This is a genomic window from Citrobacter sp. Cu096, from assembly GCF_030332285.1.
Classification (GTDB): Bacteria; Pseudomonadota; Gammaproteobacteria; order Enterobacterales; family Enterobacteriaceae; genus Citrobacter; species Citrobacter meridianamericanus.
On record NZ_JAOWID010000030.1, the window covers coordinates 675,427 to 693,263 of the forward strand.

Annotated in this window: 18 protein-coding genes and 1 pseudogene; 14 read left to right on the forward strand and 5 right to left on the reverse strand. The window is 36.1% G+C overall.

All coding sequences use genetic code 11. The features are described from left to right. Positions 1–525: 525 nt before the first annotated feature. The 6 genes from OGX99_RS17495 (at position 526) to OGX99_RS17520 (ending at position 3,182) form a co-directional block, all read left to right on the forward strand. Positions 526–1,368, forward strand: coding sequence for a DUF6387 family protein (locus tag OGX99_RS17495; protein ID WP_286544421.1), 843 nt, complete (start codon positions 526–528; stop codon positions 1,366–1,368). A 175-nt stretch (positions 1,369–1,543) separates the two neighbouring features. Next, on the forward strand, positions 1,544–1,762 hold the full coding sequence (locus tag OGX99_RS17500; protein WP_038424695.1) for a helix-turn-helix transcriptional regulator: 219 nt from the start codon (positions 1,544–1,546) through the stop codon (positions 1,760–1,762). Positions 1,763–1,901: 139 nt separating this feature from the next. Further along, a complete protein-coding gene (locus tag OGX99_RS17505) occupies positions 1,902–2,219 on the forward strand; it encodes a hypothetical protein (RefSeq protein WP_000030115.1) in 318 nt (105 codons plus the stop codon). 65 nt (positions 2,220–2,284) lie between these two features. Continuing rightward, a complete protein-coding gene (locus OGX99_RS17510) occupies positions 2,285–2,521 on the forward strand; it encodes a hypothetical protein (RefSeq protein WP_286544425.1) in 237 nt (78 codons plus the stop codon). A 65-nt stretch (positions 2,522–2,586) separates the two neighbouring features. Then, entirely contained in the window at positions 2,587–2,883 is a 297-nt protein-coding gene (locus OGX99_RS17515) for a hypothetical protein (RefSeq protein ID WP_191931080.1), read from the forward strand. Between the two features lie 62 nt (positions 2,884–2,945). Continuing rightward, a complete protein-coding gene (locus tag OGX99_RS17520; protein WP_286544432.1) occupies positions 2,946–3,182 on the forward strand; it encodes an H-NS family histone-like protein in 237 nt (78 codons plus the stop codon). 48 nt (positions 3,183–3,230) lie between these two features. Here the strand turns inward: OGX99_RS17520 and OGX99_RS17525 are convergent, their stop codons facing one another. The 3 genes from OGX99_RS17525 to OGX99_RS17535 all read right to left on the reverse strand — a co-directional run bounded on the left by OGX99_RS17525 (position 3,231) and on the right by OGX99_RS17535 (position 6,192). After that, positions 3,231–3,698 carry a DUF4756 family protein gene (locus OGX99_RS17525; protein WP_286544435.1) on the reverse strand — a complete coding sequence of 156 codons (468 nt, stop codon included), beginning with the start codon at positions 3,696–3,698 and terminating at the stop codon, positions 3,231–3,233. A gap of 101 nt (positions 3,699–3,799) precedes the next feature. Beyond that, entirely contained in the window at positions 3,800–4,501 is a 702-nt protein-coding gene (locus tag OGX99_RS17530) for a hypothetical protein (RefSeq protein ID WP_286544438.1), read from the reverse strand. A 1,355-nt stretch (positions 4,502–5,856) separates the two neighbouring features. Continuing rightward, complete coding sequence (locus OGX99_RS17535) at positions 5,857–6,192, reverse strand: helix-turn-helix domain-containing protein (RefSeq protein ID WP_166733348.1); 336 nt, start codon at positions 6,190–6,192, stop codon at positions 5,857–5,859. A 222-nt stretch (positions 6,193–6,414) separates the two neighbouring features. Between OGX99_RS17535 and OGX99_RS17540 the strand changes: the two genes are divergently transcribed. Together OGX99_RS17540 and OGX99_RS17545 are read left to right on the forward strand one after the other, a co-directional pair. Next, the gene (locus OGX99_RS17540) at positions 6,415–6,945 is read left to right on the forward strand and encodes a membrane lipoprotein lipid attachment site-containing protein (protein WP_286544448.1); all 531 of its coding nucleotides are present in this window, start codon (positions 6,415–6,417) and stop codon (positions 6,943–6,945) included. A 10-nt stretch (positions 6,946–6,955) separates the two neighbouring features. Further along, positions 6,956–7,231: a hypothetical protein gene (locus OGX99_RS17545; protein ID WP_130956510.1), complete on the forward strand. Its 276-nt coding sequence runs from the start codon at positions 6,956–6,958 to the stop codon at positions 7,229–7,231. 41 nt (positions 7,232–7,272) lie between these two features. Here OGX99_RS17545 and OGX99_RS17550 read toward each other — a convergent pair whose 3' ends face one another. Together OGX99_RS17550 and mobQ are read right to left on the reverse strand one after the other, a co-directional pair. Next, positions 7,273–9,147 carry a P-loop NTPase fold protein gene (locus tag OGX99_RS17550; protein WP_286544457.1) on the reverse strand — a complete coding sequence of 625 codons (1,875 nt, stop codon included), beginning with the start codon at positions 9,145–9,147 and terminating at the stop codon, positions 7,273–7,275. Between the two features lie 59 nt (positions 9,148–9,206). Next, positions 9,207–10,721: a MobQ family relaxase gene (gene mobQ / locus OGX99_RS17555; protein ID WP_286544460.1), complete on the reverse strand. Its 1,515-nt coding sequence runs from the start codon at positions 10,719–10,721 to the stop codon at positions 9,207–9,209. A gap of 830 nt (positions 10,722–11,551) precedes the next feature. On the opposite strand from mobQ, the gene OGX99_RS17560 reads away from it, so the two are divergent. The 6 genes and pseudogenes from OGX99_RS17560 to OGX99_RS17585 all read left to right on the forward strand — a co-directional run bounded on the left by OGX99_RS17560 (position 11,552) and on the right by OGX99_RS17585 (position 17,652). Continuing rightward, positions 11,552–11,863 carry a conjugal transfer protein TraD gene (locus tag OGX99_RS17560; RefSeq protein ID WP_286544467.1) on the forward strand — a complete coding sequence of 104 codons (312 nt, stop codon included), beginning with the start codon at positions 11,552–11,554 and terminating at the stop codon, positions 11,861–11,863. 307 nt (positions 11,864–12,170) lie between these two features. Then, positions 12,171–13,706 (forward strand): shufflon system plasmid conjugative transfer pilus tip adhesin PilV, encoded by a 1,536-nt coding sequence (pilV, locus tag OGX99_RS17565; RefSeq protein WP_286544469.1) that lies wholly within the window; start codon positions 12,171–12,173, stop codon positions 13,704–13,706. 165 nt (positions 13,707–13,871) lie between these two features. Next, a pseudogene (locus OGX99_RS17570) lies at positions 13,872–14,096 on the forward strand (conjugal transfer protein TraD); the annotation flags it as partial. A gap of 245 nt (positions 14,097–14,341) precedes the next feature. Beyond that, positions 14,342–15,853 carry a recombinase family protein gene (locus OGX99_RS17575; RefSeq protein ID WP_286544475.1) on the forward strand — a complete coding sequence of 504 codons (1,512 nt, stop codon included), beginning with the start codon at positions 14,342–14,344 and terminating at the stop codon, positions 15,851–15,853. A 13-nt stretch (positions 15,854–15,866) separates the two neighbouring features. Further along, positions 15,867–16,769, forward strand: coding sequence for a ParB/RepB/Spo0J family partition protein (locus OGX99_RS17580; RefSeq protein ID WP_286544477.1), 903 nt, complete (start codon positions 15,867–15,869; stop codon positions 16,767–16,769). Then, on the forward strand, positions 16,762–17,652 hold the full coding sequence (locus tag OGX99_RS17585) for a plasmid partitioning protein RepB C-terminal domain-containing protein (RefSeq protein WP_286544480.1): 891 nt from the start codon (positions 16,762–16,764) through the stop codon (positions 17,650–17,652). The genes OGX99_RS17580 and OGX99_RS17585 overlap by 8 nt, the downstream gene beginning before the upstream one ends. Positions 17,653–17,837: the final 185 nt, after the last annotated feature.

Below are 17,837 nucleotides of genomic sequence, written 5' to 3' on the forward strand. Positions count from 1 at the left end.
CGAGCAGGGGCTCGTTCTTATGGCTTGCGTACAATAAATGATAATCACTAACACTTACAATCATTGCAAAGTGTAAATAATTTACATTTACATAACTTTAATCAACGATGTGATATGGCGTGGAATGGGGATGTTATGACAGGCAGGCCGCTTAAAGGGGATGTTTTAAGGCGGATTTAAATGCAAAAAGCCTGCTTAGTTTCCTGAGCAGGCTTCTTAAATTTGGCTCCTCTGACTGGACTCGAACTTCATCTGTATTTCCTGTTATTAGTGGAATTGAAGTAATGGCATTATTTTTTACCATCATATTTACCAACATTTTTAATCTTGTATTGTAAAAATGTCAATTATATTCAATTAGTTATGACAACACGCTTTACTGAACTTCACTGAACGATCTTCATGTCTGGACTGATTGTTCCGATGCTTTTCCCTGCTCCATTCAATAGATTACCGCCATCAAATCCGATATGTTTACTCATAACATATCAAAGCGATAAGTAAAGCCAGAAGGATAGATACCTCATGACCAAAGCGGAGATCGCCAGCGCTGTTAATGAGTGGTTCAACATTGAAAATTACAGCGTCCTGCAAAATTTGACAGTGGAACAGCTTTTCCAAGAGATAGAAAACAGGATTGTCGCTTACCGCATGGGGCAAAACAGTGGGGAGTTGCCTCCTGAAAGCCGTCGCAGGCATCAGAACTATTACGAAGAACTGATTGAAGGTAAGGTTGTGTTTGGTGATGTTTTCGGGGGGCCAGAAAAAAGACTGTCTTCCAGCTATGCCATAAAGCCTGTCACACATCGGGGGCTATGGGAGGTGGTGGGTTATGTGGCTGCTTTCGATAAATACGTTAACCCGGAAGGAAAACCCCTACCTCATATGGAAGTCTCGCATTATCTGAAGGAAGCCGGGGTAAATAACGAAGGGTTGATGCTTGTTCAAATTAATCTGGCGGAAACGTCATCCGAAGAAATCATCAATCACCTGAAAGTGATGGTGCCTGAGTGGAAAGAACAACTACAGGCTCCTGAGCCTCCAGCCAGAGATTTTCGCTTTGGGGTCAGCAACCTCAAGAGAATACTCGATTACAACATCATTCCCATCATGGATTTGCTGTTCTGGGCGCAGGATGAAGAGGTCAGGATTGGTATGCCGCAACTGACCAGCTTTTTATACCCTGATGAGTTCAAGGACGGTATCCGTGATGTTGATAAGGTGAAATCAACAGATCATCCGCTGGCAGTAAAATATCTGACAAAGCTTGCTCACTATCGGTCTTTTGTCGATTTTACATACAGATACGACGACAGAAGACACTGGAAGGTTCAGGATCTCATCACTGACGAACTCGGTGAGGACTGACATTCCCGGAGGCGGTGTGTTGCGCAATGCGGATATCGCCTACATTCACTCAACCTGAACATACCCTATTTTTATCCTCCCAAAAATCTGCGTAAAAAACTTCTTCTCGAACGTCCCTCTTAAATCACAAGAAAAACCCATACAATTATCTCATCGAACAACATAGGAGATAAATATGGTTCAAATCAAAACAGATAAACATCCCAAGCTTATTCGTTTACCTGAGGTAATGAACAGAACTGGATTCGGGAAAACATGGATATATGAGCTTATTAAAGCGGGTTGCTTTCCCGCACAGATAAAAACAGGTGTAAGAGCAATCGCCTTTATTGAAAGTGAGGTGGATGCGTGGATTGAACGAGCTATTCAGGCATCACGAAAACAAGCAGTTTAACAAATATTATCCATATAATGATCTAAGGAGGTTTTATGTAAACATAAGAAAATAAAACTGTTGTAAATAATATCCCTTACCAAAATCATACAGATTTCTGTAGGGGGACGTTCACTTAAAAATAAAGAAGGAAATAAAAATGAGTAAAGCAATAACAGAAGTCCACGAAATCAAAGTTTACAATGAATCTACCAGATTATTCCTTGTGAAGTCATTTTATTGCTATGAGCTTTATATCAGTAATATGCAGGAATACATGGGCGATAGATTTGTTAAAATGGTTGAAGACAGAATATATATGGATGATGTTTTTGACAAGGTAATAGAAAACAGTAAGGAAGGATTTAATAAGTTTCTTAAGGAGTGTAAAAGCTCAGGCTCTCTCAGAGATGTTTTATTCGATGAGGTAAAAGTGAATCTGAGACATATGCACAACGTTATTTTTAACTCAAACTAATGGTCATGTGGTCAGTATATGGCCCCGCAAGGGGCTAATAATCAACTCAATAAAGGAACATTTAAATGAATGATAATATTGCAATATCAGTAAGTCTGCTATGTGAGCAAACACCTGAAATACTCTGCACCATCCAAGCAAGCGTCAGTACGTTCATTGCGCTATGCGGGTATTCAGCCGAGGAAGTAATGGATGATGAAAACCTGACAGATGCGTTGAACAGTTATGTTAATAACGAACTGGTCAGTGAAATGGATTTAAGGTACGGATCAGTGACCATTAATCTGGTTTATAAAAAGTAGTTATCTGTTTATTCCTATTCCGGGACTAAATAAGTCAAACAAACATGTAAAAATGAGGATTGATTATGTCTAAAGAAACTATAGTAACAAATAAGTCTACACAGCTGTTCCTTGATCTTGCTATAAGATCATTGGAGGCAAGCTGGAAGCTTTTTCAGGAAGTGAATGGAGATGGAGACGCTAATGACTATCTTGATGATCCTGATTTCATGAGTCCATTTATTATGAACATCATTGACCATATTCAGAATAACTTTGAGAGATTTACAACCCAAGAAGGTGATAGTGGGAGTATTAATGAAGTTAACTTCGAGCAGATTGCTGTTGTGTTGGTGTGCCATTCAGAACGATTCAGGAAATGAGTTCTAAAAGTTGCCCCGTAAGGGGCTAACTAAAAAACAGTAAATAAAAACAGGAGCCAAAAATGATTGATGAATTTCATGTGTTGTATATGTATAAAAAAATCCAAGCCGAAGCTGCGGCAACAGATATGAAAACACTGGAACGGTTTTTGAAGAAGTTCCGCAAAGTTGTTGCGGAGCGTCGGGAAGAATACTATCAGGAGATTGGTGAGAAGAAGGCTCAAAAGCTAAGGGCAGAAAGATTACAACGGTTGCTTAAGAAAATGGAGCGTGATCGTGTATCACCACATGAGTTATAAAATAAAACCACCATATTGGTAATATACTGCCAGTATGGTAGTTTTATTCTAGATAGAAAATTTTCGGCGCTTTGTTGCTGATGCATTAAAATCAGAAGATATATCTGAAAGTTGCTCAAGACTTTGCTCAACAGAACGTTGGAACTCAAGAGAAGCTTCTGTACGCTGTTTTATGACGAGAGCGAAGAGTTCATCAGGTGTTTTTTCTAATAAAGTTTTTCTGTGGAGCATGGATTCCTGTACTTTTTCAAGCTTTCTTGACGCAAGGGCTGATGCATGACTGACAGGGTTGAGTTCTTCAATAAACTTTTCGAGCAGTGATTTTTTCTTTCGGTCTAATCTAAGGAGATTAGTGTGCGCAGATTTAAATTCTTTTGCTTCAATCAGGGGGGAGCCATTGGTTCTTAATCTGCGATATTCATCTCTGTATTCAGATATCGTTGGATATTTTTTTAAAGCTTTGATGGTGTTCAGATACTGAATTAAATCATCATTGTCTAATTTTACTTTCCTCATATATACCTCGTAAATAAAATAGTGAATATATTTATATTACGAGATATAGTGTAAGTGTCAAATATAACCGGGAAATAAGAATGATAATATTCAGATGAAAACTATATTCTTTCTTCTTGATCAACATCTTCAGGATAATCATAAAAAATGTTATCTTCTGAAACAGAGTCCCAGTCAATATCTTCGTCGGGCGTAGAAAGTAAAGGTTTATCATCTTCTTTATCGACTATTTTTTCTTCGTTGTTTGTAAGTATCGTATCTTTATAAACGGTGACGAATACGTCTTCTATGCCTTCACTGGTCGTTCTCAGTGACTTCTGAACATATTGTTTCCTTGTGGCATTTAATGTTCTGTACTGGCCTTTCAGAAAGAGATTCGCGTTTATCATGGTATGCTTCCCTTCTTTGACCAGAATGCCTTTATTTATTAGCTTATTCCAGCATTTACACACGTTAGATTTGCTCATATTAAGCTCTTCTGCGAGTGCCGACTGAGATATACTGGCAATGAGGTTTCCATGCTGCATGAGTTTACATAAGCGGATCATTATTGTATATTCTGCACCAGACATATTTTTTCCAAGCTTTTCCAGATTATCAAGAAAAGCATGAACATAGGCTATTCCCGGTCGAATATCGGAACTTCGCTCTTTTTTTACATTTACGGTTATTTTATCTTTTTTGTTTCTGTTAAAAAAACTGTAAATCTCCAGTTTTTGTTTGTCTGTGAAATGATTTCTGCTTATATATTCTTCCACTTCCTCACTGCTGGAGGTCATTATTGTATTGTAATCAATGCTCATAGGTTATCCTTTTATTATTGTTATATTTATTCTATATAATGCAAAATATGCTTTTGTCAAAAATAAAAGTGAAAAAAGGAAAAATAATACACTTTTGTGAAATTGCGTTCACTGTTTGTCGGGGGATTTTAACTATCAAAAGTTTCCACAGAAGAAATTTTGGTTTCCGCACAGGAAATTTCAGTTTCCACAGGGGAAATTTAAATTTCCGTACAGGAAACTTTTTCCAAGAAATTTCTTTTAAATATAATGAGTTACGCCTCCTTAATACTATAATAGGTTTAATAACCTTAACGGGGAGGGTGCCGAATAAATGGCACCGTTTGATTTTCTATTTTATTTTTACTTTACATAATGGGCAGCAAGTGATTGTTTTATACAATCACAAAGCGCTGCTGGCTTTTAAGTAAATATAAAATTATTTTACCTTTTACTTCATAGCGGCTACGCCGCAATTTTTCATGGATAAATCCATCATTAACAGTGATGAACCCTGTTCAGCAATGTGATTGTTTTGCACAATCACGAAGTGCTGCTTCTGAAAATATAGTTTCCTATATATTTAAGAGAAAGTGCATATACCAAAATAGGATCTTATGTTCATAAACAGGTTCTGTGCGTGTTAATATTAAAGTAGTGGAAAAAGGCGTTAACCATTAAATCCTATTTTAAATTAGCGTCAGGGCGTAGCCGTGCGGCATCACATGAGCGTTAGCTCATAAGATAAATATTTTTTTAAAAAAGAATGGTAAACAGATAGTAATCCTATTATTCAGAATCAAATAAATTTGATTTCCATTAATGGGAAGTGGTATTTGAATATATGACAAAAAAATTTAAAATGTAAATAATGGAAAACATAAACAAATAAGCATCTTTTAAACAAACGAAAAAATACCCTTCATCACATGTATCGCAAACGATATGGAATTAAATAGAGACGGAATAAAACGCATACTGGAAAGTGGTCAAAGAATCGGTATTAAAGATTACGATTATTACTTCCTGTCAGAGGCTGACGCAGATTTGGACTGATAACGAATGATAAACAGCTACAGAAGATTGTTTTTTGAAGTAAGTGGGGTAAGTGAAGTGACAGTAAATTCAATAATTCCCTGAACTTAATGTCCCGTTTATAAACTTTCCCTTTAAATATAAATAACAAATCAGTTGGTATTATACTAACTAAACCATTTAGATGACAAGGATAAAGAAATGGATCGTCAATGTACGAATAAACTGACCTAAAGCAGCATAGTAAATCTTTTTTACTGCTTCATTCTTAAATTTCTCAGAAGTTCATATCAAAAGTAACCAGACATTCTGTGCGATCACTGATAAATATAGAAATACATTTAAAGTGATGCATTTTTGTTATATTTGTTTATTATGATTTTAATTTCTTCTTTATCTTCTTCAGCTAATCTATCAAAGTTAATCACGACTGAGGCAAGTTGATCGTTTTCGACATAGAAATATGCCAATGGTACATTTAGCGTTTCTGCCAACTTCTGTGCAGTATGGATATCCGCTTCATGTACACCTTTTTCGTATCGGTTGATGCGAGTACTTGCTACAAATTCATCGATCCCGGCAGCGATACCCAGCTTTTTTTGAGATAAACCAGCTGCAAGCCGCGCTTCTTTTAAACGCTTACAAAAGATGTCTCTATGGGATTCTCGCTGGATCATAAGCACTCTCATCATTAAGAGCTACGAGAATCGTAGTTTTTCCTTGTTTTCGATACTACGTTTAACGTAGTATCTGCCGGTGATGATGTATTGGTCTATCGATACCGCAAATTTGAATAGTGTCTGATGCCATCAGTGACTGACGGCTGAACCGTTCATAAGTGTCATTAGTTGGACCAGTACAAGTGGTTTTTTATTCGTTATCACTGATGGGATATGAAAATGAAGAAGATCCTTCTTATGGCGGGTGCTGCACTGGTTCTGGCAGGATGTGGCGAAAAAGGTGACTTTGAGAAAGCGATCAACGCGAAGATTGGTCAATCGAAAACCTGTTTCTCACTGAGAAACAACGATGTCACATTCCCTATCCAGCTCTCGAAACCGCGATTTGATGAAACAGGCACTGAAACAGGGTCTGTGATCCTCGATGGCCTCGTAGAACAGGGCCTAATGGCCTTTGTTAAAGGCTGGGATAACAATACGCTTGGAATAACAGAAGAAGGTAAACAAGCCAAAATCTGGAATGCCAAAGAAGGTGTTTGTATTGGTCATCGGGTAGTTGATGAAGTGAAGGAATGGACCGAGCCGGGCAACGGTAATCAGAAAGTTGTTCGCGTCACCTATACATGGAAATTAACTGATGTTCCTTCATGGGTGGACAAAAGCGCGTTCTCTGACGTGAAGGGGATGAGCGGACCTGCTGATGGTGCCATGAATCTTGTTAAAACCAGCAATGGCTGGAAGGCTAATTAAGGAAGCCATCATGGAAAATAACACAATTAAATGCCCTTTCTGCCTGAAAGAAAGCCAGAGAGGTGTTCATGTCTGCACCGGCTGCATGGCGACTGTTTTATATGGAGCCTACCCCGGCTGGTATGCTTTCGTTGTTATATTATTGACCTTTGGCCTGTCTATACTGATCGGAATGTCTACAGGCATGGCGGGAGCTACTATAAGCCTACCAATCATTGCTGCTGTTGGGTTTGTCGCAGGTAAAGCAATTTTCTCTGATAATGTTGTGTTCAGGAGAAGGATGTAATTTTTAAGTGGCTGGACATTTTATTGACCAGCCTCAGAATTTTAAACATCAGGACATGAAGATAGGAGTGCTATTATTTCCTTAATGGTAGTATCAAGTTGTTCTATGAAATGCCTTTTTAGCATCGTCAGATGGGGTATTTCTTGCGAGATTTTATTTTGTAAATCGATCCAAAACCCCTCTTCAATTTTCAGATATTTATATGCTCTCAGACCATTGAGAGTATCTCTTGATGTATAACGTTCCTCTATAATGTGATTAAAGTAAGACGTTATGTAATTACTTGAGTGCAATAAGATCTTCATTAAATCTTCAGCATTTAATTTATTGAAAAATGGCTTGAACTGATTTTCAGTATATAAAATATTGATCAGCTCATCCTTGTTTCCTTGTGCAAGATATGTAAATATTTCATTTGCTCTGATGATTTCTGCTTGGTGCTTTAATTCGTCAGAGATAGATTTGCGTTCAGATCTAAGTAAATTAAATAGTTTTCTAAAGTCTTCATCTGAATCATTGTAGTAGCTATAGCCAGTGTTGTTTCCAAATACTATATCTTCAAAAGAGCGATTGTTCAAAATAGCCCAACCGTCTTTATAGGTTTTAATGTATTCATAAACTGTATTGTTTATTTCATCGATTTCCTTACTAATTAGAGAATTTTTTGAGAAGTAAATGATTAAGGCTAATTTATGTAAGTAAACCTGATGTTCTTCCTCCTGAAGAGAGTCGAACTCCAAAAGTAGCTGATTGGTAAGAGAAATAAACTGTTCTTCATTCAGTGTGCTAAAATTCCATAATTTGAACCAGAGGGGATGTTCATTGTTTTTTTGTTGTTTAAAATATACAAGTTCATCAGTTGCTGACTTTAAATTACTTGCATCACCCTTGAATAAAATATCAGCCCATAGATCACCTACATACAAGTTCCTGTAACTAATGTCATATTTATAAAATATATTATCAGAACCATCGCTATTGCCTTTTTCACTTTGGAATGGCTCATTATTTCTTAATTTTTCCTCACTTAGCTCACCACTTTTCATTTCTAATGATAAGGCAAAGAAAACGCGTATTAACAGCGATGAATACTCTTCATTTTTAAGTTGTTCTTCATCGATGTAATTTGCAATGTATCCAAAATCTAAAATACTTTGCTTTAGTTTTCTGAGATTTGTATCATCTGAGCGTATATAGATGTTTTTAATGACATCTCTATGTCTCCTTAATGGCTCACATTCTGATTCGTCGAGGAAGCTATCCAAAACATTATCAATATTATGTTTGATTTGGAATGTTTTACCTATAACTTTTTCTTTAAATTTTGAATAAACATCCTTATTTTTATCCTCGGATGATTTATCCTTTTCATGTAGGATTTTTTCATTAGCTATGAGAATGACTTTAACCTTTGAAATTTCGACAAGATAATTAACATACCCAAGAATTTCTTTTAATGGGATGTCAGTGCGCTCAAGATCATCTAATGCGATAATGATCTCTCCGCTATCCGTATTAGTAGAGAATATTTCGCTAAATTTTATTTTATCTAAACTTGCATTAATATCTACATCTGGTTTGCTATCGCCATTTATATCTATCTTACAACCGAGTTTTAATGCTCCCTTTAGAATATTACCGGCTAACTTGGTATATCTATGGCCTAACAGTGGGTGTAATGATTGAAAAATCATTTCATCAATACTGGATGTGGCTTTAAATCCGAATAGACTTATTTTTATTATTTTATTTCTAGACTGATTATCAATGGCGTTTTTATTATATTCAGTTATGAAACTTTCTATAAAATGGGTTTTTCCTGCTCCCCATCCGCCAGTAATCATGAAAGCATATTCTGGAGTGCTTGTATTTAAATAATAATTTAAATTATCAATTATATGATTATTAAGATCCATTTTTTACAAACCATTCGCTGTAGAGTGATTTTACATTCTATATCAAAAGTATTTGGTTGTCATTTGCTCTTAGTGATATTAGAACCTGATGGTTTGAGTTTTAGAAAGTTTACTCCCTTCATTGGTTCAGGAGGTAATGAAGGTGAGATCCCATTATCGTAATCACTTACAGGTTTAGCGCTATTAATGCGACTTGGGAATCGCCTTATCTCATTTGGTGTCGGCTTGTAGTCATCTTGGTTAAACTTAGCTCGTTTCTCATATTCAGTGCGTAGAACAGGATAGCCTAATACTTCATCATAGATGTAGTTTTTAGCAATACGTTTATCATGTTCTTCACTGATAATATCAATTTTAGTTTTGTCTGTTTTAACCCATATGAATTTATCCCTGATAAAATCAACTAAAAGAGCTGTAAAGCGTTTAAAGATATTATCCTGACGCGGAGTAGCTGTTTTCCTCTTAACACATTCAGGGGCGCTTCTGGATGCCCTGTCTGGATTTTGCGAGGAGGATGTTTTCAGAATAGTATTTGTTCCAGTATCAGAAATACTGACCGATGGTTTTTTACCAGCAACAACCTTACTGACTTTGGATTTATCACGATAGGATTTAACGCCACTCATACGAGTATGAGGTGCTGGGGCTACCAGTACAGGTCTTTGCGTTTCATTGGTCGAATAACTGGAGCGCGTTTCTGGTGATACAATCTCTTCTGGTTCAGCAAGGACAGCCACAGTGAAGCTTCTGACATCAACGACGATTTCAAGATCAAGTTCGCTGAATGTTTTGTAGACTTCAACGGCTTCTTGTTTGGCTGCATCACGAACAGCCCGTTCTGCGGCTCTTTGCTCCTGAGCAGACTTACTACGCCATTTAGCACTATGAATGCGTTTCATCGGAGGACGGTTTGTTTCAGCGGCTTTAGCAAGCCATAGCGCTTTTTCTTCATTATCCAGAGCAATAGCCGCATTCGATTGTGCTTCCTCGTTCTGAGCTTGGAGAGATCGATGATCAATACGTTCTGGTGAGCCTGCGGCTTCGAGATAGCTGTTAGCCATAGATGCCCATGACTCACGCCAAAGAACAGACATTTTTCTGTCGTTCCAGCTTCTTTCTTTTTTACCAAAACCTTCCGTGCCTATGGTTTTTAATGTCAACATAACGTGAGCATGAGGATTATCACTATCTAGATCATGAAAAGCGATGTCAGCAATCATTCCCTTTTCTACAAAGTTTTTCTGACAATATTCAAGAACAAGCTTTTTCTTATCATCATTGGTTAGCTCAGCGGGGATAGCAACATCGAAATAACGGGATGTTTGACCGTTGTGCTGGCGCTCAACGCTTTCAACTTCGTTCCACAATGCTGTAGAGTTTTTTACGATGTGTTCTGGTGCATTAGCAGGAGCTAATATGAAATGCCCATATAAATCAGTACGACGGCTATAATCATACGTATCACCTGTTCTTTCATCTGTGATTCTGCAACGAGCATGATAGGCAGCTTTCGCAACGGAAGATTTGCCCTCACTTCGTTTCACAATTTTAAAATCAAGATGAAAAATAGCCATACAATAAAAAGAACCTCAATATAAATTTAAATATCAAACCAAAATATAAACCTCCAATGCGACTATGCTGGTTTTAGTTTTTCGCAAGAAAAACTGTGGTGTTGGCGTTGACCTTGTTTCCGAAGGAAACGGTGTTAGCCTGCGGCAGCAACCGTCGGTAGACCCCACACGCTCACGAAGTGAGTGTATAGGTGGGCATTGCTTTATTTTTATATCTCCTAAAGGAGCTAAAAATAACGACTATGTAAAAAGTTTTTCTATAGTTAAATAATAACGCTAGTTTCAATGCCTGTGAAATTAATAAGGCTAGAATCGGATGAACGGCTGAAGTAGTATAATAATATTAGTTTTTTGTGTTTAGATAGCGCCCGTAATGGCAAAAAGAGCACTTTTCCCTCCCGCCGTAAGGCGGGGAAACTGAATCAAGATAAAATAGTGAAAATAAAAATTACTTTTACGTGTTGCACAATTCATAGGTTAAAAACAGAAATCAGAATCAAAATATAACAGATTAAATTGTTTTCATTGATTTGATAAAATAAGTAACGCGGAGAGTATTATATATTTTAAGTTAGTGGTTGCACTCGTTTGTGTTGCATAATTTTATTATGAGATTACTGACATCATGTTTTTAAAACCAAATCACCACTTTTTTGGGATTAATCCCATCATGGACAAGATAAACCTGTTCAGCAATGATTGTTTTAAACAATCCTTTGGTGCTGCGAGATTGAATCTTAAATAAAAACGTTCATCTTACTGTCTATGGTTTGACCTTTCTCCTTTTTAATTGTATTGCATGTTTTTAATAACTAGAAGGAAAAGTAATTATGAGTGATAGTGATAAAAATAGAAAACCAAGATCAGAAAAAACAGTAAAGCAAAAAATAGCATCAGCGCAGATGCGTTTGAATCGTTTAAAGACTAAAGAGAAATTATTAACAAAGAGTGCCGAGACACGCTCAAAGATCATCCTTGGCGCAGAAGTGTCTAAAGCAGTAGGTTGTAAAGTAGAAGATGTCGATAAGGAGTTTGTGCTTGGACTAATATTATATTTTCAAAATGTGAGTGCTGAAGATAAGACAAAATTTCAGATAATTGGGAAAAGATTCCTTGCAGATATGATTGGCAGACAAGAATAACAACTGTGCTATTATTAAATAATAAGGATATGAATGTGCGACTTGGTGAACTGGATAATACCGCATTAATCTTAATGAGTGCAAACGTTATAATGTGGAGTATAAATATTGGCTTGTTGAGTTTATGGACTATTAACAGAGTGGGATAGTAGAAAGTTAATCAAAAGGCATTATGTAATCCCATACCGTCAATAAAGACTATTGATTGTTCCAACAATCATTTTTTATCATAAATAACATAACGTCCATTGACCAATTTTTTATTTTTGTTAATTAATTGATGGTAGGGTAAAAGAGGATGATAAAAATGAAAGGAATAAATAATAAGGGGTTTTCTTTATTGGAGCTAACATTGGTTTTAGGTATTGGAACAGTGATTGCTTTCGTAAAATTTCAAGACATGAAAACTAATCAAGAAAACATGATGGCTGATACTGTTGGTAATCAGATAAAACAGGTAGGAGAGGCGGTAAATCGCTATATTAGTATCCACTATGACAGATTATCAACACTTTCATCAAGTAGCAGTCAGTCCAGTGATCCGGGACCAAGAACATGTTCGTCTAATGGTTGTGAAATTACATATCAAACGTTAGTAAACGAAGGGTTTCTACCTGTAGGTTATACAGGCGTTAACATGCAAAAGTCTTCTTACAAGATAATGTTAAAACGTTCAGGAACAGTTCCTAACTATGTTATCAATGGTCTTATTACAACAACCTCTCCTTGGCTGGAAGGCGGGAGGTATCGTTATGACTTGTTAGGAAAGGCAATGCAAGTTGCTGGTATTGATAGTGGAATGACGCAATCAGCAGCTTTAGTATCAGGTCTGCAGGGCGCATGGACCGAGACATCATTAACTTTCAATAATATTACCGCAGCGGGTCTACTGGCGTATCGTGTTGGGTACGATTCTTCTATGTACTCAGTGTATTTACGTCGTGATGGCACATTACCTATGACAGGTAATTTAAACATGGGTAATCAGGACATAAATAATGCCAGAAATATAACAGCAGCAGGAACGATAACTACAAACACATTGCATTCTACCGGAGATACAAATATTGGAGTAAATTTGAACGTTGGAGGTAATGCTCAAGTAAATGGAACTATCAATTCAAATAACACTGTTTCAGGTACTACGCTCACGTCTCGTGGTGAAACCTACACGCAGAACTGGTTCAGAACAATGGGTGATGGTGGTGTGTATTTCCAGAAATGGGGTGGTGGATGGAATATGACTGATGCTAATACTATAAAGGCATATGGGGATAAAAATATTCAAACATCTGCGGGTATATATGGTGGTTATTTAAAATCAACCGGAAATATAGATGCTAATGGCACGTTAAACACAACATATGTGTGGGCCTCAGGAAATGTCAATTCTAATTATATTCATTCTAACGGGAATATAGACGCTAATGGTAGATTAAGTGCTGGTGAATATCTTCAACTCAATGGTGTTGCTGTCAGTGGCGCAGGTTGTTCACCGAATGGTTTACAGGGAAGAACGAGTGCGGGACAACTATTATCCTGTGTTAATGGCGTGTGGCAAGGCACAGGAGGTGGGTTCTTTAAAGCACCACCACCTCAAACCATACAGTGTACCTCACGAAATAGCTCTGGTAGCGGAAGACGAATTTATATGGCTAAAATAGATGAATCTGGTCAGTTATATACCCGAGTGTCTTCAAATTTTGGTATGGATACTGGCTGGGCTAAAGGTACTCTCAACGTTTTTGTTGATTTTAAGGGGATTTCTATAACTGGCAGCACACCTGAGAATTCTAATCAATCAGGTACTTCAAGCTGTACCGCAAACTGGGTTTGGGGTTGAATATATTTTAATACAAGTAGCACAGATGAATTATATCAAACACATCTACACAAAAGGAGCTGTTTATTTGAGTTGTTACGAATGCTAATTGTTAGTTCTGGTATAACAATTCAGCCCAAAAAAACTTAAATACAGATGTGACTAAATCTTCTTAAAAATTAAGTAAAATCCTTATCCAAGAATACAGAGTCCAATAATACATTGACACGCCTGAATTTTATCCTTGGGGCAGAAGTGGCTAAAGCTGTTGGCTGTAAAGTAGAAGGTGTCGATAAGGAGTTTGTATTGGATGTATTATTACAAAATTCGAATATTAATGAGGAGGCTACAGCAAGAATTGAATTGAGAAGGAAAAGATTTCGTGAGGATATGGTAAATCGACAGGAGTAATGGCTCAAAAGCAATAACATTATGATAATGATAGCTTTTATATGTTCATGGACAATTAAGTACTTAGTTTTGTAAAGGAAGTTGTTTAAAAAGTGTTCGTTTTTGGGATCGTGTTCAAGAAATTCACAGTGCTCTATGGTGTAGTTTAGCTTAAGCGTCTTTTAAAAAGAGTATTGTGGAGAACGGTTTTTGAATTTTGGCTTTCCATGAAACCACAATCTTTATTATGAGGGGAGGTGGATGTTATGGATGAGGTCAATGTTGCTCAGTATCTTAGGATGTCTACGGACCATCAGCAATATTCATTATTTAATCAGTCTCAATTTATAAGAAAATATGCATCGGAACATGGTATGAATATTATTCATACCTACGATGACTCAGGTAAAAGTGGAGTAACTACGAGCGGCAGAGAAGCATTCAAGAAACTTATTGATGATGTTATTCTAAAAAAAATTAGCATCAGAGCCGTCTTGGTTTATGATATCAGTCGTTTTGGTAGATTTCCCCATAATGATGAGTTTGGTTATTATACACATCAACTCAGATTAAATAATGTTGAAATAATATATTGTGCTAATCCAATTTCAGATTCGGACGGTGATTATGCTGATTTTCAGTTGTTTGTCAGCCGAAAAGAGGCATCTTCGTTTAGCAAGAATCTTTCGCAAAAAGTTTTTTTTGGACAAATTAATTTAGCCAGTCGTGGATATCATCAAGGTGGTCCTGCTGGTTATGGTCTACGTAGGATGTTGATAGATGAAAATCGAAAAATTAAAGGTATTCTTAAATATAAAGAGTGGAAAAGCATCCAGACTGATCGAATAATTTTAGTATTAGGGCCGGAAGATGAGGTCATAACGGTTGGATGGATATACGACCAATTCGTGAATAACTCTAAACCAGAGAGGGTTATTGCCTCTGAGTTGAATAGAAGAGGGATTACTGCAGAGCATGGCACTAAATGGACCAGAGGAAAGATCCACGAGATTTTAACTAACGAAAAGTATATTGGTCATAATGTCTATAACCGAACATCTTCTCGTTTAAAACAGCGGCTTATCCACAACCCACAGCATGAATGGATAAGATGTGAAAATGCTTTTGAAGCTATTATTTCTCCTGAGTTATTTTTACAAGCGCAGACTATTATTAGTAATAGAAGTATTCATCTTAGTAATGATGATTTACTTGGTAAACTATCCGAACTTTTTAAAACAAAAGGGAAACTATCAGGCATAATTATAGATGAAGATGATGATACACCATCCTCATCTGTTTATAGAAAACGTTTTGGTGGTCTATTACAGGCTTATAAATTAATTGACTATAAACCAAAGCACGATTATGACTATTTGCGAATTAATTCCTTGCTAAGAGAAAAATACCATAGTTTAGTTGAAAAACTCATTTTTGATATTACAGAACAAGGCTGTTATGTTGATTATGATGAGGAGTCTAAATTATTTACTATTAATGATGAAGTTAAAATGTCTGTAGTTATCTCCCGTTGTTTCATGAATAACACGAGAAAGCGATGGAGAATCCGGTTTGAGCGAAAGTTTAGCTATGATATTTGTATCGTTGTTAGACTTGATAGTCAAAACGTGAACACCAAAGATTACTATATATTTCCTTCAATAGAGTTATTAGATAATCAGTTTGTTTTTGAAGAGTTAAATCCTTACCAGTTAGAGTTTTATCGATATGATGACTTGATACCTTTTTTGCAAATCCTTAAACGTGATGTTTTTTAGAAGGAATTCACTGATGAATGAATATGAAGAAATAAAGCTTATAGATATCTCAGAGATCAGGATCGTTAATCCACGTTCAAGAAGCAAATCTATTCACGATGAACTTGTTGAAAGTATAAAAAACATAGGGCTAAAAAAACCTATTACGGTTAGGTTATCTGACTCAACCTGTAAGACGTATGTGTACGATTTAATTTGTGGTCAAGGGCGGATTGAGGCTTATGAAATATTAGGTGAAAAACAAATCCCAGCAATAGTAAAGTCAGTAGATCATGAAGATGGTCATATCATGAGTCTTGCAGAAAATATTGCTCGAAGAAAACCACGTTCGACTGAGCTTCTCAACAGCATTATAGAATTAAAGGATAAAGGTTTTTCTGAGTTAGAGATTGCTAATAAAATTGGTCGTTCTAAAAATTGGGTATCTTCTATTGTATCATTAAAAGAAAATGGTGAAGATAAATTACTTTCTGCTGTTGAGTCTGGCAGAATCCCGATATATATAGCGGTAGAAATATCAAGAGCTAAAGGAGTTGATATACAACACCTTCTTTTAGAAGGCTTTAATATTGGTGAGCTTAACTCAAAGCAGATAGGTGTAATTAAAAGGATATTATCTCAGAGAGAAACATCAGGTAAGGGAAGTGATAATAATTCTTTTGTTCAGGGGGTAAAAAAGAAGCGGATTACTTCTGAAGAGTTAAAAGAAATTTATCAAGAAAATGTCAAAAGGCATAAAATTATTCATACAAGATCTGAGTTTACAATATCTAGCCTAATGGTTGTTAAAGAGATAATGGTTAATTTATTGAGGAATAGAGAGTTTTCAGAACTTCTATCTGATGAGAGCCTGAATTCTGTCCCTGCATTTATTCTGGATAATGTTGACCCTGAACGAGGTCTTGAAAATGAATAAACCTAACTTCAGTAATAAGTGTTATATTATTAATGTTTCTGATCTGTTATATGGGAAGGAGCTGCCTATTAATGTGAAATCAAGCGTGAAATATCATCAGATACTTTCCACGGTGAAAACAGTTGGCATCATAGAACCCATAGTTATTTATATTAATAATTTGTCAGAAAAGATAATACTTGATGGTCACTTAAGAGTTGAAGCATCAAAGGATATAGGGCTATCCACTGTGCCTTGCTTGATTTCTGAGGATGAAGAATCTTACAGCTATAACAAGTATGTCAATCGATTACCAGTTATTCAGGAATATCGTATGATATTACAGGCTGTGGATGCTGGTGTTTCAGCGGAAAAAATTAGTCAATCTCTGAATATATCAGTAGATACACTCAGGGCAAAGTTTAGATTACTTGATGGGATTAGTCCCGAAACTACCGCTTTATTAGCAAATCAACATGTTCCTCAAGCAATATTTGCTATTTTACGTAAAATGAAACCAGAAAGACAGCTGGAGGCGGTATCAACGATGATGAGTATAAATAATTTCAGTCGTAAATTTGCTCTATCATTATTACATTACACTTCCGATGATATGCTAATAAATCCGAAAGATTCGAAACTAAAGCAACAAGACGTAGCAAAAAATTTTGCCAGAATGGAACGAGAAATGGCTGCTATGGAAATAGAGACTAAACAACTCGAAAATATATATGGAACAAATAATTTAAAGTTGGCAGTGATTATTGGATATATAAAAAGACTACTTTCTAATTATTCTGTATTAAATTGGTTGGTGGATAATAATTCGGATTATCTAGCTCAACTAAAGAAAATTGCTGCTATTGACTCGTTGCCAGTGTACGAAGATGAAGAGTTGCGTTAAATACCATACGGACCACTATGGACAATGTATTTTATGTTGTAGTGTGTTGTTCATAGTTGTGCTATACAATTATTTATAAACCTGAAAGTTTCAGAGAAATAAATTTGACAATAGATGTTTAATATTATATTTAATAAATGTTCCTTGTGAATATTCACTTTATAAAGTGTCTGATTGCCCCATAT